The 19,528-nt window shown below is 63.0% G+C and carries 17 protein-coding genes; 7 read left to right on the forward strand and 10 right to left on the reverse strand.

Translation table 11 applies throughout. The features are described 5' to 3' along the window. Positions 1–2: 2 nt before the first annotated feature. Positions 3–1,016: an alpha-ketoacid dehydrogenase subunit beta gene (locus NKH13_RS16665; RefSeq protein WP_292665092.1), complete on the reverse strand. Its 1,014-nt coding sequence runs from the start codon at positions 1,014–1,016 to the stop codon at positions 3–5. Between the two features lie 2 nt (positions 1,017–1,018). Further along, positions 1,019–2,251: a 3-methyl-2-oxobutanoate dehydrogenase (2-methylpropanoyl-transferring) subunit alpha gene (locus NKH13_RS16670; protein WP_352466549.1), complete on the reverse strand. Its 1,233-nt coding sequence runs from the start codon at positions 2,249–2,251 to the stop codon at positions 1,019–1,021. 322 nt (positions 2,252–2,573) lie between these two features. Here NKH13_RS16670 and NKH13_RS16675 point away from each other — a divergent pair, with 322 nt between their 5' ends. Together NKH13_RS16675 and holA are read left to right on the forward strand one after the other, a co-directional pair. Then, positions 2,574–3,497: a hypothetical protein gene (locus NKH13_RS16675; RefSeq protein ID WP_352913091.1), complete on the forward strand. Its 924-nt coding sequence runs from the start codon at positions 2,574–2,576 to the stop codon at positions 3,495–3,497. A 52-nt stretch (positions 3,498–3,549) separates the two neighbouring features. Further along, complete coding sequence (holA, locus tag NKH13_RS16680) at positions 3,550–4,596, forward strand: DNA polymerase III subunit delta (protein WP_352913093.1); 1,047 nt, start codon at positions 3,550–3,552, stop codon at positions 4,594–4,596. Between the two features lie 238 nt (positions 4,597–4,834). On the opposite strand, the gene NKH13_RS16685 is transcribed toward holA, so the two are convergent. The 5 genes from NKH13_RS16685 to mnmE all read right to left on the reverse strand — a co-directional run bounded on the left by NKH13_RS16685 (position 4,835) and on the right by mnmE (position 10,787). After that, the gene (locus tag NKH13_RS16685; protein WP_352913094.1) at positions 4,835–5,716 is read right to left on the reverse strand and encodes a ParB/RepB/Spo0J family partition protein; all 882 of its coding nucleotides are present in this window, start codon (positions 5,714–5,716) and stop codon (positions 4,835–4,837) included. Between the two features lie 41 nt (positions 5,717–5,757). Continuing rightward, on the reverse strand, positions 5,758–6,558 hold the full coding sequence (locus tag NKH13_RS16690; RefSeq protein ID WP_352913096.1) for a ParA family protein: 801 nt from the start codon (positions 6,556–6,558) through the stop codon (positions 5,758–5,760). 33 nt (positions 6,559–6,591) lie between these two features. After that, positions 6,592–7,233 carry a 16S rRNA (guanine(527)-N(7))-methyltransferase RsmG gene (gene rsmG, locus NKH13_RS16695; RefSeq protein ID WP_352913098.1) on the reverse strand — a complete coding sequence of 214 codons (642 nt, stop codon included), beginning with the start codon at positions 7,231–7,233 and terminating at the stop codon, positions 6,592–6,594. After that, positions 7,230–9,119 carry a tRNA uridine-5-carboxymethylaminomethyl(34) synthesis enzyme MnmG gene (mnmG, locus tag NKH13_RS16700; RefSeq protein WP_352913100.1) on the reverse strand — a complete coding sequence of 630 codons (1,890 nt, stop codon included), beginning with the start codon at positions 9,117–9,119 and terminating at the stop codon, positions 7,230–7,232. Before mnmG ends, rsmG begins: the two co-directional genes overlap by 4 nt. A gap of 339 nt (positions 9,120–9,458) precedes the next feature. Then, positions 9,459–10,787, reverse strand: coding sequence for a tRNA uridine-5-carboxymethylaminomethyl(34) synthesis GTPase MnmE (mnmE, locus tag NKH13_RS16705; protein ID WP_352913102.1), 1,329 nt, complete (start codon positions 10,785–10,787; stop codon positions 9,459–9,461). Positions 10,788–10,847: 60 nt separating this feature from the next. Between mnmE and NKH13_RS16710 the strand changes: the two genes are divergently transcribed. After that, positions 10,848–12,866, forward strand: coding sequence for a thioredoxin domain-containing protein (locus NKH13_RS16710; RefSeq protein ID WP_352913103.1), 2,019 nt, complete (start codon positions 10,848–10,850; stop codon positions 12,864–12,866). A 183-nt stretch (positions 12,867–13,049) separates the two neighbouring features. Here the strand turns inward: NKH13_RS16710 and rho are convergent, their stop codons facing one another. From rho to hemE, 3 genes are all read right to left on the reverse strand, one after another. Then, positions 13,050–14,315: a transcription termination factor Rho gene (gene rho, locus NKH13_RS16715; RefSeq protein ID WP_023675925.1), complete on the reverse strand. Its 1,266-nt coding sequence runs from the start codon at positions 14,313–14,315 to the stop codon at positions 13,050–13,052. A 166-nt stretch (positions 14,316–14,481) separates the two neighbouring features. Then, a complete protein-coding gene (gene hemJ, locus NKH13_RS16720) occupies positions 14,482–15,027 on the reverse strand; it encodes a protoporphyrinogen oxidase HemJ (protein WP_502914264.1) in 546 nt (181 codons plus the stop codon). A gap of 2 nt (positions 15,028–15,029) precedes the next feature. Further along, on the reverse strand, positions 15,030–16,058 hold the full coding sequence (gene hemE, locus NKH13_RS16725) for a uroporphyrinogen decarboxylase (RefSeq protein WP_352913105.1): 1,029 nt from the start codon (positions 16,056–16,058) through the stop codon (positions 15,030–15,032). Between the two features lie 401 nt (positions 16,059–16,459). Here hemE and NKH13_RS16730 point away from each other — a divergent pair, with 401 nt between their 5' ends. From NKH13_RS16730 to coaE, 4 genes are all read left to right on the forward strand, one after another. Beyond that, a complete protein-coding gene (locus tag NKH13_RS16730) occupies positions 16,460–17,278 on the forward strand; it encodes a pyruvate, water dikinase regulatory protein (protein WP_292659665.1) in 819 nt (272 codons plus the stop codon). Positions 17,279–17,449: 171 nt separating this feature from the next. After that, positions 17,450–18,049 carry a Maf-like protein gene (locus NKH13_RS16735; RefSeq protein WP_352715887.1) on the forward strand — a complete coding sequence of 200 codons (600 nt, stop codon included), beginning with the start codon at positions 17,450–17,452 and terminating at the stop codon, positions 18,047–18,049. Beyond that, the gene (locus tag NKH13_RS16740; RefSeq protein WP_352913107.1) at positions 18,042–18,884 is read left to right on the forward strand and encodes a shikimate dehydrogenase; all 843 of its coding nucleotides are present in this window, start codon (positions 18,042–18,044) and stop codon (positions 18,882–18,884) included. The genes NKH13_RS16735 and NKH13_RS16740 overlap by 8 nt, the downstream gene beginning before the upstream one ends. Continuing rightward, positions 18,881–19,483 (forward strand): dephospho-CoA kinase, encoded by a 603-nt coding sequence (gene coaE / locus NKH13_RS16745; protein WP_352715893.1) that lies wholly within the window; start codon positions 18,881–18,883, stop codon positions 19,481–19,483. The genes NKH13_RS16740 and coaE overlap by 4 nt, the downstream gene beginning before the upstream one ends. Positions 19,484–19,528 lie beyond the last annotated feature (45 nt).

The raw sequence follows: 19,528 nt of genomic DNA on the forward strand, positions 1-19,528 counted from the left end.
CCTTAGGCTTCCATCGTTTCGACGAGCGCGCGGCCTAGCCGGGCCGGACCGGGAAAATAGTCCCACTCCTGCGCATGCGGATAGGGCGTGTCCCAGCCGGTGACCCGCGCCACCGGCGCTTCCAGATGGTAGAAGCAGTTCTCCTGCACCAGCGCCGAAAGTTCGGCGCCGAAGCCGGATGTCAGCGTCGCCTCATGCACGATCACACAGCGCCCGGTCTTGTTGACCGAGGCGACGATCGTCTCGAGATCCAGCGGCAGCAGCGTCCTCAGATCGATGATCTCGGCATCGATGCCGGTCTCCTCGGCGGCCGCCTGGGCGACATAGACCATCGTGCCATAGGCAAGCACGGTGACCGCAGCGCCCGGCCGCCGGATCACGGCCTTGCCGAGCGGCACGGTGTAATGGCCATCGGCGACTTCGCCGAGCTCATGTTTCGACCATGGCGTTACCGGCCGCTCGTGATGACCATCGAAGGGGCCGTTGTAGAGCCGCTTCGGTTCCAGGAAGATCACCGGGTCGGGATCCTCGATCGCCGCGATCAGCAGGCCCTTGGCGTCGTGCGGATTGGACGGAACCACGACTTTCAGCCCAGAGACGTGGGTGAACAGCGCCTCCGGGCTCTGGCTGTGGGTCTGGCCGCCGAAGATACCGCCGCCGGTCGGCATTCTCACGACGATCGGGCAGGTGAAATCACCGTTCGACCGGTAGCGCAGCCGCGCCGCTTCCGAGACGATCTGGTCATAGGCCGGATAAACATAGTCGGCAAACTGCACCTCGACGCAAGGCTTCAGCCCGTAGGCCGCCATGCCGATCGCCGCGCCGACAATCCCGGATTCGCTGATCGGCGCATCGAAGCAGCGGCTCTTGCCGTATTTCGCCTGCAGGCCTTGCGTGCAGCGGAAAACGCCGCCGAAGAAACCGACATCCTCGCCGAACACGATGACGCGTTCGTCGCGCGCCATCGACACGTCCATGGCGTCGCGGATCGCCTCGATCATGGTCCGCCGCGGCATGGTCAGACCCCGGCCTGTTGGCGCTGGCGCCGGAGATGCGGCGGCATCTCGGCATAGACGCCCTCGAACATGTCGCGGGCCGAGGGCTTGCCGCCGGCATGCAGCGTGCCATGGCGCTCGGCCTCCCGCTGCGCCGAAATCACCGTGTCGAGGATTTCCGCCTCGGCCTGGGCGTGGCGTTCATCCGACCAGACGCCGCGCTGGATGAGATGGTTCTTCAGCCTGACGATCGGGTCGCCGAGCGGCCAGGCATCGGACTCTGCCTTCGGCCGGTAAGCGGACGGGTCGTCGGAGCTCGAATGGGCGCCGACGCGGTAGGTGACGTATTCGATCAGCGTCGGCCCGAGATTGCTGCGCGCCCGTTCCGCGGCCCATTTGGCCACCGCGTGGACGGCGAGATAGTCGTTGCCGTCGACGCGCAGCGACGGAATGCCGAAGCCGAGCCCGCGCGCGGCGAACGTGCCGGAGCCGCCGCGGGCGATGCCCTGGAACGTCGAAATCGCCCACTGGTTGTTGACGACATTGAGCACGACCGGCGCCTTGTAGGTCGAGGCGAAGACCAGCGCCGAATGGAAGTCGGACTCGGCGGTCGAGCCGTCGCCGATCCAGGCGGCGGCGATCTTTGAATCGTTGCTGATTGCCGAGGCCATCGCCCAGCCGACCGCCTGGATATACTGCGTCGCCAGATTGCCGGAGATCGAGAAGAAGCCGTGCTCCTTCGACGAATACATGATCGGCAATTGCCGCCCTTTCAGCGGATCGGCCTCGTTCGAATAGATCTGGTTCATCATCGTGACCATCGGGTAGCCGTCGGCGATGAGCAGGCCGGCCTGCCGATAGGTCGGAAAATTCATGTCGCCCCGCGACAGCGCCTTGCGGAAGGCGCAGCTCACCGCCTCTTCGCCGAGATGCTGCATGTAGAAAGAGGTCTTGCCCTGGCGCTGCGCCATCTGCATGCGCGCATCGAAGCTGCGCAGCGTCACCATATGACGTAGCCCCTCCAGCAGCTCTTCATCGGAAAGCAGGCCGGCCCATGGCCCGACGGCCTCGCCAGCGCGGTTCAGCACGCGAATGATCGAGAACGCCAGATCGCGGATGGTACGCGGATCGACGTCGATCTCGGGACGCGGCACTGAGCCGGCCTTGGGGATGGTCACGTCTGAAAAATCCGGCGTTCCGCCCGGCCGCACCTCCGGCTCCGGAACATGGAAACGCAACATTCCGGCATCGGCCATGATCTCGGTTCCTCCACTGTTGCCTGGCCAGGATATTTGCACATCCACGCCGCCAGACCAGTGCGAATTCGTCGGGGAAGCCTTCGGTCCTTCGGACCCGGCCGATGCAGCCTCCCGCGCACAAGATGAAGATATGTCTGCGAAATTTCTTGTCGATGTTGGACGGCAGCACGCAACTTAGCAGAAATTTGCCGACGATTGCCGCAACAGACGATATGTCCCGGGGTGAGCTTGCCTTTGACGAGCCCGCGCTTCCAGCGATTCAAGTTGCGCCCACCATCCAGGACCCTATCCTGACAGGATCGTTTTGAGAGAGGTGGGAATGCAAGGCAGATCGAGGGCCGTCGTCGCTTTGGCGATTGTAGCTTTTCTGGTTGGATCCGGTCGACCAACTTTCGCTCAGTCGGACGATTGCATCGGCACGTACCATCGCACGAGGGATGCTGCCTGCATTGACCGGCTCATCACAACCTTGGATCAAGCTCCGTCCGGCGCTGAAAACGGAACGATAACCGGTTTTTTCGCTGCATTGTTCGACGGCTCGCCGGAGATGCGACGAAAACTGCTGGATGGCGTGCCCTCCGATCGCGCGGCTGACCTTTATCTGGCCGCTCTGCACAAGGCTGGTCTCACGGACGAAGCGCGGCGTTTCGCGTCGAGCCGAAAGCTGGATGATGCAGCATCCGCCGGTGCCATCCCTTTGAAAACGTTGACACCTCTCTTTGTCCCGTTGGACAATGATCTGCTGCTTGGCGCCTATATGGCGACAGGAGACTTGTCCTACATAGATCATATTCTGGAAAATCTTCGAACCAGCCGTGACGGCATCGCGGCGGACGCAATCCGTATCGGCCTTGTTATGGGGAAATTCGGGGGTGTGGTGGCTCCAGGTCGCCCCGAGAATATCATGATTGTCGCTGCGTGCCGGAAATATGGGTGTCCCAAGAGCCAGGCATCAAAAGATATGATGCGTGTGATGACGGTGGCATCGGCTGTATGGGCTATACGGTCGCTGGCGAAGAATGACGTTGCAATCAAACAGGAACTCGATCGCTTTTTCCAAAACGACTCGCGTTTGGCCGCCATTTTCGCAAGAGAGCAGAACGCCTTCACAAATTATCTGGCCTCAGTGACTTTGTGGTCAGTCGAGAAAGACAAATCGCTTGACGCGGCAATGACGGACTACGAACGCCTCGGTGATGCCGATAGCTCGTTCAAGCCTGATAGTCCCGAGAACAAGAACTAGCAGGCCGGCGCCCGTGGTTCACCTCGCGCCCGCGTCATGCTAATCAGCGCCAATGGCACAGAAGAAAGCATACGAGGTCGATTCATGGCTCGCGAAGCCGGATCCGCGCGTCTCGATCGTGTTGCTTTACGGTCCCGATCGCGGGCTGGTTGCCGAGCGGGCAAAGGCCTTTGCCGGCAAGACCGGCCTGCCGCTTGACGATCCGTTCTCGGTGGTCAGGCTGGACGGTTCGGAGGTCGAACGCGACGAGGGCCGCCTGCTCGACGAGGCCCGCACCGTGCCGATGTTTTCGGAGCGGCGCCTGCTATGGGTGCGCAATGCCGGCGCCCAGAAGGCGCTTGCTGACGACGTCAAGGCGCTGACGTCGGAGCCCGCGCGGGATGCCATCATCCTCATCGAGGCCGGCGACCTGAAGAAGGGCGTCGGCCTGCGCGCCGTGGTGGAGGCGGCGGACAATGCCATGGCATTGCCTTGCTATGCCGATGAAGCCAGGGATATCGATACGGTCATCGACGACGAATTGCGCAAGGCCGGCATGTCGATGACACTGGAGGCGCGGCAGGCGCTGCGCCGCAATCTCGGCGGCGACCGGCTGGCCTCGCGCGGCGAGATCGAAAAGCTGGTGCTTTATGCGCATGGCCAGCCCGAAATCGGCCTCGATGACGTCAAGGCGACGTCTGGCGATGTCTCCGGCCTCTCCTTCGACGCGGCGGTCGACGCCCTGCTCGAAGGCAGGATCGCCGACTTCGACAGCGCCTTCACCCGCCATTGCCAGTCTGGCGGCCAGCCCTTCCTGGTGCTTTCATCGGCGATGCGGCAGTTGCAGGCGATCCAGGCCATGCGCGGCCAGATGGACGCCGGCGGCCGCAATGCCGCTTCGGTCGTTGCCGCGGCGCGCCCGCCGGTTTTTTTCTCGCGGCGCAAGCTGGTGGAGAAAGCCCTCGAACGGTGGAGCAGCGAAGGGCTCGGCCGCGCACTCAACCGTCTGCAGACGGCGATCCTGCAGACACGCCGGCGGCCGGATCTGTCGGTCGCGCTGGCACGCCAGGCGCTGCTCGGCATTGCCGTGGAGAGCGCAAGGCTGGCGCAGCGCACCTGATCTCCCCCCTTGAGGGGGAGATGTCGCCGAAGGCGACAGAGGGGGTCGCAGCGCGTGGAACACCAGCCCCTTCCGCGACGACAGACGACGTGGGCGCTTGATGTGAGACGACCCCTTCTGGCCTGCCGGCCATCTCCCCCTCAAGGGGGGAGATTAATTACTTCGACGATTTCGCCAATGACCGGCGCCTTAGAAAAAACGTTACTTGCCGGCTAAAGACCTCGACGTTTTGGCAACCCTACTCCCGCTTCAGCCTTCGGCAAAGCTCGTCGAGCTGCTCCAGCGTCCGATAGGCGACGCTGATCACGCCGCCGCGCTGGTTGTGCTCGATCGTGACGATCATGCCGATAGTATTGGTCATCAGCTTTTCCAGCGCCAGCGTGTCGGCATCCTTTTGCGGCGGGGGCGCAGGCTGGCGCTTTGCCGTCGGCGCGCCGACCGGCATCTGCGCCAAAGCTTCGGCCTGGCGCACCGAAAGCCCCTCGTCGATGATCCGCTTGGCAAGCCCGGCCGGGTCGTCGGCCGTCACCAGGGTGCGGGCATGGCCGGCCGAGAGCGCGCCGTCGACCAGCATGTCGCGAATGACGTCGGGCAGCTTGAGCAGTCTCAGTGTATTGGCGACATGGCTGCGGCTCTTGCCGATCACCTGGCCGAGATCGGCCTGCGTATAGCCGTGGTCGTCGATCAGCTGCTGGTAGCCCAATGCTTCCTCGACCGGGTTGAGGTCGGTGCGCTGGACGTTTTCGATGATCGCAAGCTCTAGCGCCGTGCGATCGTTGACGTCGCGTACGATGATCGGGATTTCGGTCAGCCCGGCGCGTTGCGCCGCACGCCAGCGACGCTCGCCGGCGATGATCTCGTAGCGGCCTGTTTGGGTTTTCGACGGCCGCGCCACCACCGGCTGCACCACGCCATGCTCGCGGATCGACTGGGCGAGGTCGGTCAGGTCGGCGTCGCCAAAATGCCGGCGCGGGTTCTTCGGGTTGGGGCTGAGGAACTCGATCGGCACCTTGCCGTCGGCCGTCAGCCCGGGCTTTTCCGGAGCCGCCGGGCGATCGATTTCGCCGATCAGCGCCGCCAGTCCCCGTCCCAATCTTTTTCTCGAAGGGTCTTCGTTCATCGTCCGTCCAGATCGTTTCGGTATCGAATTCGGCTTATCGTTCAGGCGGCCCGCAATTTGCGCTCGCGACGGATCACTTCCGAAGCAAGCTGCAGATAGGCCTGGCTGCCCGAGCATTTGAGGTCGTAGAGAATCGCCGGCTTGCCATAGGACGGCGCCTCGGAAACACGGACATTGCGCGGGATGACGGTCTGGTAGACCTTGTCGCCCATATGCGCCCGGACATCCTGCACCACCTGGTTGGCGAGATTGTTGCGCCCGTCGAACATGGTCAGCACGATGCCCTGGATCGTCAGGTCGGGGTTGATCGAACGGCGCACCTGCTCGACCGTCTCCAAAAGCTGGCTCAGGCCCTCCAGCGCGAAAAACTCGCACTGCAGCGGCACCAGCACCGAATCGGCCGCAGCCATCGAATTCAGTGTCAACAGGTTGAGCGAGGGCGGGCAGTCGATCAGCACATAGCCGAATTTGGCCGAGCGCTCGGCCGAAGCCCGTAGCGCGTTGCGCAGCCGCAGAACCCGATCCGGCGCCGAGGCGATTTCCATCTCGATGCCGAGCAGGTCGAGCGTCGACGGCACGATCGACAGGCCTGGCACCGCCGTCGGGATCGCGGCTGCTTCGAGATCGAGCTCGCCGGTCAGCACATCATAGGAGGATACGGTGCGGTCGCGCCGGTCGATGCCAAGCCCGGTGCTGGCATTGCCCTGCGGGTCGAGATCGACGATCAGCACCTGTTCGCCTATGGCTGCCAGCGCGGTGGCCAGATTGATGGCGGTTGTCGTCTTGCCGACGCCGCCCTTCTGGTTGGCGACGGTGATGATTCGGGGGCCGTTCTTCATCATGGGTCTATGCCAGAAATTCATTTGGGTCGCCGGTCACAAGCCAGGGAGCTGTCGCAAGTCGGATACTTCGAGAATGACGCCCTGCGCGTCGGTTGCACTGGCATGTTCTACCAGATCGAAAGACCATCGTTGAGCGCTTTCTGCCACTTCGGCGCGGTAATCCCGGCCTTTGTGAAACAGGCCGCGTGCGCCCTTCGTCAGCCATGGGGCAGCCAGGTCGAGCAAGGCCGGCAGCGAAGCAAGCGCCCTGGCCGTGACGATTTGCGGTGCAGGAACAAGACGATAGCTGTCGTCTATGCGTCGCGCGATGACCTTGGCGGGCAGGCTGAACTGGCCGACGACCGCTTGCTGGAACGATGCTTTTTTGCGGTTGCTTTCAACCAGGTCGATGCCGGCGCCTTCCCGCTCGACCAGCAGAAAGGCCAGCACGAGGCCGGGAAACCCGCCGCCGGAGCCGAGATCGACCCAGCGCTTCGCCTCTGGTTTGATTCGCGCCAGCTGCGCGCTGTCGAGGATGTGGCGGCCCCAGACATCGTCCTGCGTCGATTGCGCGGCCAGATTGATCCGGCGATTCCATTTCTGGAAGACGGCCTCGAACTCGACCAGACGATCGAATGTTTCACGTGAAACCGGGCCCGCTGCCGCTTGCAGGTTTGCCCAGGACGCAGCGCTCACGCGACCTGCTTTCGCGCGGCCGCCTCGGCATTGCGCACATGCGCGACAATAATCGCCAGCGCCGCCGGCGTCATGCCTTCCATGCGTTGCGCGTCGGCAATGGAGCGAGGCTGGCGTGCCAGCATCTTCTGCTTCAACTCGTTCGACAGGCCGGGAACAGAAGCAAAGTCGAGCGACTCGGGAATAAGCCGGCTCTCCTCATGCCTGATCTGCGCTACGTCGGCCTGCTGGCGGTCGAGATAGACAGAATATTTGGCTTCCGTTTCAAGACGTTCGGCCGTTTTGACGTCGATCGCCGCGAACGCTGGTTCGATGCGGGCCAGCCAGGCGATATCGACACCGGGATGGGCCAGCAACTCATATGCCGAGCGACGGACGCCGTCCCGATTGATCTCGAGCCCATGGCGCGCCGCCTCATTGGGGGTCATCGTGATGCCGAGGGCGAGCTGTCGCACTTTCTCAAGGTCTTGCATGACATTGCTGAACCGCTGCATTCGCTCGGGCGAGGCGATCCCCAGTCTCATCGCCAGCGGCGTCAGCCGCTCATCGGCATTGTCGGCCCGCAACGACAGCCGGAACTCGGCCCGCGAGGTGAACATGCGGTACGGTTCGGCGATGCCGCGGCTGGTCAAATCGTCGACCATCACGCCGATATAGGCTTCGGTGCGGCTCAGCACGATTTCATCGCTCGCCGACGCCTTGCGCGCTGCATTCAAGCCGGCAAGCAACCCTTGCGCGCCGGCCTCCTCATAGCCGGTTGTGCCGTTGATCTGGCCGGCGAGGAAAAGCCCGCCTATCCGCCTGGTTTCCAACGTTGGCTTGAGCTCGCGCGGGTCGACATGGTCATATTCGATGGCATAGCCCGGCTGCAGCATGGTTGCCCGCTCCAGCCCCGGAATGGTCTTCAGGATGTCCAGTTGCACATCTTCCGGCAGCGAGGTCGAGATGCCGTTCGGGTAGACCGTGTCGTCGTCCAGCCCTTCCGGCTCCAGAAAAATCTGGTGGCCCTCGCGGTCGCCGAACTTGACGATCTTGTCTTCGATCGACGGGCAATAACGCGGCCCGACGCCTTCGATTGACCCCGAATACATGGCCGAGCGGCCGAGATTGGCGCGAATCAGCTCATGCGTGGCATTGGTCGTTCGGGTAATGCCGCAATGGATCTGGGGGTTTTGAATGCGCTCGGTGAGCAGCGAGAACGGCACGGGGTCTTCGTCCGCCGCCTGGCTCTCCAGTGACGCCCAATCGATCGTCCTGCCGTCCAGCCGCGGCGGCGTGCCGGTCTTCAGCCGCCCGAGCTTGAAGCCGGCGCGGCTCATCGTCGCCGACAGACCGATGCTCGCCTGCTCGTTCATGCGGCCGGCGACGATCTTCTTTTCGCCGATATGGATCAGCCCGCGCAAAAAAGTGCCGGTCGTCAGCACCACAGCGCCGCAGGCGAGCCGGCTTCCGTCCGCCAACAGCACCGCCGCGATGCGCCCATCGTCGATTTCCCCGTCATAGATTTCGAAATCCAGCACCTCGCCTTCGACAACCTCGAGACCGGTCTGTTGGCGAATCGCCGCTTGCATGGCGAGCCGATAGAGCTTTCTGTCGGCTTGCGTGCGGGGACCACGCACCGCCGGCCCTTTGCGGCGGTTGAGCAGCCGGAACTGGATGCCGGCCGCATCGGCGACGCGCCCCATCAGCCCGTCCATGGCATCGATCTCGCGAACAAGATGGCCCTTGCCGAGGCCGCCAATCGCCGGATTGCAGGACATCACACCGATCGTGTCGAAGCGCAGCGTCACCAGCGCCGTTCTGGCGCCAGCCCGCGCGGCAGCACTGGCCGCCTCGCACCCAGCATGGCCGCCGCCCACCACAACCACATCATAGTGATTGGTCATTTCAGAATCCCGAATTCAAGTGGACCGACACATGTCCCCGGAGGCACGCGCTGTCAAGGACAGGGGACTGTTCGTTTCACGTGAAACAATCCCATCTGCGTGGGTTGGGAGTTGTTTCACGTGAATCACGGCCCCGGTTCCTTCGCCAGAGGATCTGATTTTGTCCGACACTTTAGATTAGAAGAATGTCCGCGTTGGTTGCCAGCTTTACTTCACCGAAGCGAAGCGGACCACAGTCCCTGCGATCTGCAGCGCGAGGAACCTAGCAGACGTTGGAGGGGACAGCGCCAGCGTTCCGTCTCCATCGCTGTGTGCTCCTTCCCCAATGTTTCACGTGAGTCATTTCCCAATACAGAACTGCGAAAAAATCACATCGAGCATATCCTCCACATCGACCGCCCCAACGATTCGTCCGAGCCGATCCGCCGCCAGGCGCAGTTCCTCGGCCCGCAGCTCCTGCCCGCGCTCGCCCCCCGTGACAGCCGCAACCAGGAACCGTTTCGTCTCATTGAGCAGCTCGACGTGCCGCAGCCGAGACGGCAGGATATCGCCGGCCTTGCCGATCTGCGCTGCGGCACGACGCCCGATCTCGTCCAGCAGTTCGGCCAAACCCGTGCCGTCCCGCGTCGAGATAGCGAAATCATAGTGCGCCGAGGGCGAGGGCGATTTGGTCCCAAACAGGTCAATTTTTGTTCCGACCCTCAGCGCCGGCATGTCGCCCGGCAGCACACCGATCGCGACTGGCTCCGCCAGATCCTCCAGCAGCAACAGCAGATCCGCACTGTGCGCCTTGGTCCTGGCCTTCTCGATGCCGATCGCCTCGATCAAGCCTGGCGCTTCGCGCAGACCGGCGGTGTCGGTTACCCTGACCCGCATCCCTTCAAGGTCCAGTACCACCTCGAGCAGGTCGCGGGTCGTGCCCGGCTCGTCGGTCACGATCGCCGCTTCGCGCCGCGCCAAGGCGTTGAACAGGCTGGATTTGCCGGCATTCGGCGCGCCGAGGATCACGACTTCGAACCCGTCGCGAATGATTTCGGCTGCGCGGAAGCCGGCGACATGGCGCTCTATTTCCTCGATCATCGCCCGGACATCCGACCAGACCGTATCGGCGACCGAGCCCGGCACGTCATCCTCGTCGGCAAAGTCGATCTCGGCCTCGATCATCGCGCGGGCGTGGATCAGCCGTCGGCGCCAGCCCAGATAGAGGTCGCTCTGCACGCCTTCGGCGTTGTGCACGGCAAAGCGCCGCTGCGCCTCTGTCTCGGCGTTGATGAGATCGGCCAGCGCCTCGGTCTCGACCAGGTCGAGCTTGCCGTTGAGAAAGGCGCGGCGGGTGAATTCGCCAGGCTCGGCATGCCTGACGCCATCGAAGGAGGCGATGGTTTCCAGCATCCTCGCCACGACGGCGCGCCCGCCATGCACATGGAACTCTGCAACGTCCTCGCCGGTAAAACTGTCGGGACCGGCAAAGAAGACGACCAGGCCGCTGTCCAGCACCGATCCGTCGGGCGCCCGGAGCTTGCGATAGGTGGCAACGCGGTTCGGCACCGTCGATCCGGCAATCGTTTCGATAGCGAATCGACTCTGCGATCCTGAAATCCGGATCACTGCAATGCCGGCCGGCAGGCGCCCGCTCGACAGCGCCACGATGGAGTCTTTTGAAATCATTTGCCCGCTCTGCCGAAGCGCCCTAGCTATGCCTGTTCAATCCGCCATCGAGTAGCGCCGTTGACATTGCCTGCACAAAACCTGCTCGCCGAAGAGGCCAGCCCCTATCTGCAGCAGCACAGCGGCAATCCGGTGCACTGGCGGCCATGGTCGCCCGCCGCTTTGGCCGAAGCAAAGGCGCTGCAGCGTCCGATCCTGCTCTCTGTCGGCTACGCCGCCTGCCACTGGTGCCACGTCATGGCGCATGAGAGCTTCGAGAACGACGACGTCGCCGCCGTCATGAACCGTCTCTTCGTCAATATCAAGGTCGACCGCGAGGAGCGCCCCGACATCGACCAGATCTACATGGCGGCGCTGTCCTCGATGGGCGAGCAGGGCGGCTGGCCGCTGACCATGTTCCTGACCCCGGACGGCAAGCCGTTCTGGGGCGGCACTTACTTTCCGCGCGAGGCCCGCTACGGCCGGCCGGGCTTCGTCCAGGTGCTGGAGGCGGTAGACAAGGCTTGGCGGGAGAAGAAAGAAAGCCTTAACCAAAGTGCCGACGGTTTGACTACGCATGTCGAGACGCGGCTGGCGGGCAGCCATGGCAAGGCCGTGCTCGACCGCGGCATGCTGGCAAAGCTCGCCAACGGCATTGACGGCATGATCGACCGCGATTTGGGCGGCCTGCGCGGCGCGCCGAAATTCCCCAACGCGCCGTTCATGCAGAGCCTCTGGCTGTCCTGGCTGCGCGACGGCGCAGCTTCCCACCGCGACGCCGTTCTCCTCAGCCTCGAAAAGATGCTGGCCGGCGGCATCTACGACCATATTGGCGGCGGTCTCAGCCGCTACTCGACCGACGCCGAATGGCTGGTGCCGCATTTCGAAAAAATGCTCTACGACAATGCCCAGCTCATCCGCTTGTGCAATTGGGCCTATGCGTCAACCGGCAAGGAATTGTTCCGGCTGCGAATCGAAGAGACGATTGCCTGGCTGTTGCGCGAAATGCGGGTCGAGGGCGGCGCTTTTGCCGCCAGCCTCGATGCCGATAGCGAGGGCGAGGAGGGGTTGTTCTACACCTGGAGCAGGGATGAGCTCGAAGCCGCCCTCCGCGACGATTCAGCCTTGTTTTTCAAATACTTCACGCTTGCCGGTCCGCATGGCTGGGAGGGCAAGCCGATCATTTGCCAGACTGATGCTCAACAGGCGCAAAGCGTCGTCGATCGTGCCCTTCTGGTTCCGCTCAAGCAAAGGCTGCTGGCGGCAAGGGAACAGCGCGTTCGGCCCGGGCGTGACGGCAAGGCCCTGACCGACTGGAACGGCTTGATGATCGCAGTCCTTGCCGAGGCCGGGCGGTCGCTTGGCCGATCCGACTGGATCGAAGTGGCGGCAGCGGCCTTTGCCGCAATTGCGGGCGCCGGACGTGATAATCGCCTGCCGCATTCGATGCTCGGCGCAAAGAGGCTGTTCCCGGCTCTATCGAGCGACTATGCCGCCATGGCCAATGCCGCCTTCTCGCTGTTCGAGGCGACAGGCAGTCCGGATTACATCGCCCAAGGCAGGAAATTCATTGAGCAACTCGATCTCTGGCACCGCGACAGCGACAAGACCGGCTACTATCTGACCGCGTCCGACAGCGGGGATGTGCCGATCCGCATCCGCGGCGATGTCGACGAAGCCATTCCTTCCGCTACCGGCCAGATCATCGAAGCCCTGGTCCGATTGTCGTCGCTTTCGGGCGATCTCGAACTCTGGGAGAAAGCCTGGACAGTCGCAGAGCACGCGGGCGGGCGGGCGGAGCACCAGGGCTACGGCCAGGCGGGAATAGTCAATGCCTGTGCCCTGGCGCTGGAGCCGCTGAAACTGGTGATCGTGGATAGACCGGAGAATCCAAGGCTTGTTCCGGTTGCGAATCGAAATCCAGACCCCCGTCGGGTGGACATCGTCGTGCCTGTTGGCTCGGCGACAAATCTGCCGGCCTTGCCAGGTGGCGTCCTGCCGCCAACGGCCGAGCCCGGCGCCTGGCTGTGCACCGGGCAGGTTTGCCTGCCGGTGATAATGGAAGCTGAAGAGCTGGAAGGGTTATTGCGGCGAAGATAGAATTCGTCATCCTATGGCGAAGCAAGGAGCGAAGCGACGCAGCGCAGACCATAGGATCCATGCCGTGACTTTCGCGCGCTCCAACGGCGCAGATTCTGCCCCGCTGCTTTCTCCGGTAGACCTCACGGCATGGATCCTCGGGTCAAGCCCGAGGATGACGAAGGCAACGGCCAGCCCGCAACCTTACGTATTCATCGAATCGAAGAAATCCGCGTTGGTCTTGGTCTGCTTGAGCTTGTCGATGAGGAACTCGATGGCGTCGGTCGTTCCCATAGGCGCCAGGATGCGGCGCAGCACGAAGATCTTCTGCAGGTCCTGGCGCGGAACCAGCAGGTCTTCCTTGCGGGTGCCGGACTTGAGGATGTCCATGGCCGGATAGATGCGCTTGTCCGCCACCTTGCGGTCGAGCACGATTTCCGAATTGCCGGTGCCTTTGAACTCTTCGAAGATGACCTCGTCCATGCGGCTGCCGGTATCGATTAGCGCCGTGGCGATGATGGTCAGTGAACCGCCTTCCTCGATATTGCGGGCAGCACCGAAGAAGCGCTTCGGCCGCTGCAGCGCGTTGGCGTCGACACCACCGGTCAGCACCTTGCCGGATGACGGCACGACGGTGTTGTAGGCGCGGCCTAGGCGGGTGATCGAATCCAGCAGGATGACGACGTCGCGGCCGTGCTCGACCAGGCGCTTGGCTTTTTCGATGACCATTTCGGCAACCTGGACGTGGCGCACCGCCGGCTCGTCGAAGGTCGAGGAGACAACCTCGCCCTTCACCGAGCGCTGCATGTCGGTGACTTCCTCCGGCCGCTCGTCGATCAGAAGCACGATCAGGTAGCATTCCGGATGGTTGGTGGTAATCGAATGGGCGATGTTCTGCAGCAGCACCGTCTTGCCGGTGCGCGGCTGCGCCACGATCAGCGCGCGCTGGCCCTTGCCGAGCGGCGCCACCAGGTCGATGACGCGCGCCGAAATGTCCTTGGAGGTCGGAACCTCCATTTCCATCTTCAGCCGCGAGGTCGGATAAAGCGGCGTCAGATTGTCGAAATGGATCTTGTGGCGGATTTTTTCCGGGTCGTCGAAATTGATCGTGTTGACCTTGAGCAGCGCGAAATAGCGCTCGCCCTCTTTCGGGCTGCGGATCGGGCCTTCGACCGTATCGCCGGTCTTCAGCGAGAACCGCCGGATCTGCGAGGGTGAAATATAGATGTCGTCGGGACCTGGCAAATAGTTGGCATTGGCAGAGCGCAGGAAACCAAAACCGTCCTGCAGCACTTCGACGACGCCGTCGCCGATGATCTCGATATCCTGGGTCGCCAGCCTCTTCAGGATCGCGAACATCAGCTCCTGCTTGCGCATGACGCTGGCGTTCTCGACCTCGAGCGATTCCGCATAAGCGATCAGCTCTGGTGGCTTCTTGTTCTTGAACTCTGTGAGTTTCATTTCTTGCATCATTAGACGGACTCTGAGTAAGCTTTGGGAAAAATATCGGCGGGATGCGACAAATGCCGGGCGCGGCCGAAGCGATAAATGGGCGGCGCATGACGGGAAGGAAGACCCGTCTTTTATCGTCGGTCGGTTGAAAGAGCAAGCCGCCTTTTGCGGGCAACCGAAGACGTCAGAACGGTTTCACGATAACCAGGACGACGATGACGATCATCAGCAATGTAGGGATCTCATTGACGATCCGCCAGTGCCTTGCCGGTTTTTCATTGCGGTCTTCGGAAAATTTCCGGACGGCGCCGGCGAGATAGCCATGCACGGCCGACAGGCCAACCACCGCAGCGATCTTGGCATGCAGCCAGCCGCCCTGAAAACCAAAGCCTTTCCAGGCAAGCCACAGGCCGAACGCCCAGGTGATCACCATTGCCGGATTGATGATGCCGCGCAGCAGGCGGCGCTCCATCACCTTGAAAGTCTCCGACTGGACGGAGCCTTTTTCGGCATCGGCATGATAGACCAGCAAGCGCGGCAGATAGAGCATGCCCGCCACCCAGGAGATGACGGCAATCACATGGATCGCCTTCGCCCAGGGATAGAAATCATCGGGCCCGAAGAGAAACAGCAGCCCGGCCAGCACGAGAAAAATGGCGATCGCAATTGCCGCGCGGCGCATCGCGCCCTTGCCGGTGTTGGTGCCGTTCGCATTGTCTGCGCCCATCATCGTCACGACGCGCTCCGCACCAGCTTGACCATCTGCTCGACATGCGCGAGCGGCGTCTCCGGTGTGATGCCGTGGCCGAGGTTGAAGATCAGCGGCCCGTCGCCCAGCGCCTTCAGGATCGCCGCTACGCCGTCGCCAAGTGCCTTGCCGCCGGCTACGAGCCGCAGCGGATCGAGATTGCCCTGCACGGCGCCGTCACGCTGCAATTCCTTTGCCGTCGACAAGGGCACGGTCCAGTCGAGGCCCAGCCCCGCCACGCCGGTCTTCTGGCGATAGCTTCGATAGTGATCTCCGGCACCCTTGGGAAAGCCGATGATCGGAACGTCGGGATGGGCAGCCTTCACTTGCCGGACGATCTCGGCCACCGGCTGGACACAGAACAACTCGAACGACGCTTCGTCGAGCACGCCGGACCACGAATCAAAGATCTGCACCGCGTCGGCGCCGGCATCGATCTGGCGGATCAGATAGGCAGCCGAATGATCGGCGAGCACCTTCAGCAGCCTAAGGAAGGCCGCCGGCTCGCGATAGGCGAACAGCCTGGCCGGCGCCTGGTCGGGCGTGCCGTGGCCGGCAATCATATAGGTCGCCACCGTCCAGGGCGCACCGCAGAAGCCGATCAGCGTCGTTTCATCAGGCAGTCTGGCGCGCAATCGCCGCACCGTCTCGTAGACCGGCTCGAGATTCACGTGAAACGTTTCGCCTTCGAGAGCAGCAATTTCCGCAGCCGTGATCGGCGTCAGCAGCGGGCCGCGTCCTTCCTCGAAGCGCACGTCGCGGCCGAGCGCATGCGGCACCACAAGGATATCGGAAAACAGGATCGATGCGTCGAAGCCGAAGCGTTCGATCGGCTGCAACGTCACTTCGACGGCGAGATCCGGGTCGTAGCAAAGATCGAGGAACGATCCTGCCCGTCTCCTCGTCTCCCGGTATTCCGGCAGATAGCGGCCAGCCTGGCGCATCATCCAGAGCGGCGGCGGAAACGCCGCCTTGCCTCTCAACACGTCCAGCACGATCCGGTCTTGAGGCATTGAGCGCTCGCCTTTCCAGGCTTCCCTATAATTAAATATTCTATTTTTAGGAATCTTATGATTCTAAGAGTCTGTTGGTTGTGGTGGTTGTCTCCTGTCCCGCTTTGCCCTCGAAAAGACCAGCCAGCATATTGTCGCGCGCTTCTCCAACGGGATTGCAGGACTTTGTGGAAAGTCGGGAATTTACGACTGGAGTCAATGCGTTGCCGCCAGGCCAGGGAAATTGCCCCTGTGGATGACGCGAAGGTAAAAAGCTCCGTCCCCGGACTTGTCCCCAACCGCCCTGAGAAGCCGACAGCACATCGAATTGTGGACAAACCGGCATCTGATACAGTCGCTTCGCGGTGGCCGAGTTTTCCGCCCGGCTTATCCACATCGGCCCACAGCCTGGAATGTATCCTGTGAACAAACCGCAGAGCTTCTTTCACCTTCATCTGATTTCCGACGCCACCGGCGAAACGCTGCTGGCCGCCGGCCGCGCGGCTTCCGCGCAGTACAAGGACGCGCGCGCCATCGAACATATCTACCCGCTCATCCGCACCGAAAAGCAGGTGACGAAGGTGTTCGAGGACATCGAGGAGGAGCCGGGCATCATCCTCTACACGGTGGTCGACCAGAAGCTTGCCCGTGGCATCGACGAACGCTGCGCGGCGATGGGCCTACCTTGCGTCTCGGTGCTCGAGCCGGTGCTGACGGTGTTCCAGTCCTATCTCGGCACGCCGGCCGGCCGCCGCGTCGGAGCCCAGCATGTGCTGGACGCTGAATATTTTCGCCGCATCGACGCGCTCAATTTCACCATGGAGCATGATGACGGCCAGCTGCCGGCCAATATGGACGATGCCGACATCGTGCTTGTCGGCATCTCCCGCACCTCAAAGACGCCGACCAGCATCTATCTCGCCAATCGCGGCATCAAGACCGCCAACATTCCGATCGTGCTCGGCGTGCCGGTGCCCGAAAGCCTGGTCGATGCCAGGAGGCCGCTGATCGTCGGCCTGGTCGCCACCGCCGAACGCATATCGCAAGTCCGGCAGAACCGCATTCTCGGCACCAGCGCCTATGAGCCGACCGATTATGTCGACCGCGCTGCGATCGCCGAAGAGCTCGCCTATGCCCGCCAGATATGCACGCGGCATGGCTGGCCGATGATCGACGTCAGCCGCCGTTCGATTGAGGAGACGGCGGCGGCGATCGTTGCCCTGCGCGGCAAGACGCGGTAGGGCATGTCGATATTCAGGTGATGCCGGCCTGCGAACGGCGGTTTCCTGCGCTTCCGGTACTCACGGACCCAAATGTCCGCTCCGTTCCGGTTCTCGGAACCCACCATTCTCGACTCGGCCTGACCTGAATCTCGACACACCCTAGCGAGCGCCAGGAAACGGGCGAAAAAAATGGCCGAAAAAATCATCCTTGCCTCGGGCAGTCCGTTCCGCAAGGCGCTGCTCGTCAATGCCGGCGTTACGGTCGAAGCGGTTCCGGCTTCTGTCGACGAACGCGCGCTCGAGGCGCCGCTGCAAAATAGTGGCGTGTCGCCGGAGGATGTCGCCCTGGTGCTTGCCGAAGCCAAGGCCACCGAAGTCAGCGAGCGCAAGCCCGGCGCCCTGGTGCTCGGCTGCGACCAGACGCTGTCGCTCGGCGACGAACTGTTCCACAAGCCGGCCACTATGGAAGACGCGCGCCGTCATCTGCTGGCACTGTCGGGCAAGACGCATCAGCTCAACAGCGCCGTCGTGCTGGCCCGTGACGGCCAGGTTCTGTGGCGGCATGTTGGCATCGCCAACCTGACCATGCGCAAGCTCGATCCGGCCTTCATCGGCCGCCATCTGGCGCGCGTCGGCGCCAAGGCGTCGTCCAGCGTCGGCGCCTACCAGATCGAAGGCGAGGGCATCCAGCTGTTCGAAAAAATCGAAGGCGACTATTTTACCATTGTCGGCCTGCCGCTTTTGCCGGTGCTGGCCAAGCTGCGTGAGTTCGGGGCGATCGATGGCTGAGGCCCCGAAAAAAGCCTTCGTCACCGGCCACCCGATCGCACATTCCAGGTCCCCGAAGATCCACGGCTACTGGCTGGCGAAATACGGCATCGACGGCCTCTATCAGGCCATCGACGTTGCACCGGAAGCGTTTGCGGAATTCCTGCGAACGCTGCAGGCACAAGACTATCGTGGCGGCAACGTCACCATCCCGCACAAGGAAGCCGCCTTCGCTCTGGCCAAGCGGCGGGACGCCGACGCCGAACAGATCGGTGCGGTCAACACACTGTGGTTCGAGGATCGCGAATTGTGGGGCGGCAATACCGATGCCCATGGCTTTGCCGCCAATCTGGACGAGTATGCACCGGGCTGGGCGGCCAACGGCCCCGCCGTGGTGCTCGGTGCCGGCGGCGCCGCTCGCGCGGTCATCCATGCGCTGAAGCAGCGCGGCGTCAGCGACATCCGCATCGTCAACCGGACGCTTGCGAGGGCGCAGGAGCTGCGCGACCGCTTCGGTGCCGGCGTCTCCGCCCACAACATCGCGGCAACCGGCGAATTGCTCGAGGATGCCGGCCTGCTGGTCAACACCTCAGCGCTCGGCATGCATGGCAATGAAGGCCTGTCCGCCGATCCGGGCAGACTGCCGGACCGCGCCATCGTCACCGACATCGTCTACGTGCCGCTGGAGACGCCGCTGCTTGCCGCAGCCAAGGCGCGCGGCCTGAGAACCGTCGATGGGCTCGGCATGCTGCTACACCAGGCGGTGCCCGGCTTCGAGCGCTGGTTCGGCATCAGGCCGCAGGTCTCCGCCGAGCTGCGGCAAATGATCATTGCCGATATCGGCGCGATAAAATGATTGTACTCGGCCTCACCGGATCGATCGGCATGGGCAAGTCGACCACAGCCAAGATGTTTGCCGAGGCCGGCGTGCCGGTCCATGATTCCGACGAGGCGGTGCATCGGCTTTATGCCGGCAAGGCCGCGCCCTTGGTCGAGGCGGCCTTTCCCGGGACCACCAGATCCGGTGCGGTCGACCGCGCGGCACTGGCGGAGCGGGTGCTCGGCGACGCCGCCGCGCTGAAACGGCTCGAAGCGATCATCCATCCGCTGGTCCGTGCCGATGCCGATGCGTTCCTGGCTGAAAATCGTGCCGCCGGCGCACCGCTTGCCGTGCTCGATATACCGCTGCTGTTCGAGACCGGCGGCCGGAACCGTGTCGACAAGGTCGTGGTCGTCACCGCGCCGCCTGAAGTCCAGCGCGCCCGCGTGCTGGCACGCCCGGGCATGAGCGAGGAAAAGTTTGCGTCGATCCTGGCCAGGCAGGTTCCCGACGCCGAAAAGCGCCGGCGCGCCGACTTCGTCATCGACACCGGCCAGGGCTTTGACGCCGCTCGCGCTGCCGTCAAGGCCATCATCGCCGAACTAGTCGGGGATAAGGCAGCCAGGCCTGGTTAAGAGGCTTGCAGCCCACATTACTCGTTGCCATTTTGTTCCGGGTGT

Origin of the sequence: Mesorhizobium sp. M1348 (genome assembly GCF_040317925.1) — a bacterium.
GTDB lineage: Bacteria > Pseudomonadota > Alphaproteobacteria > Rhizobiales > Rhizobiaceae > Mesorhizobium.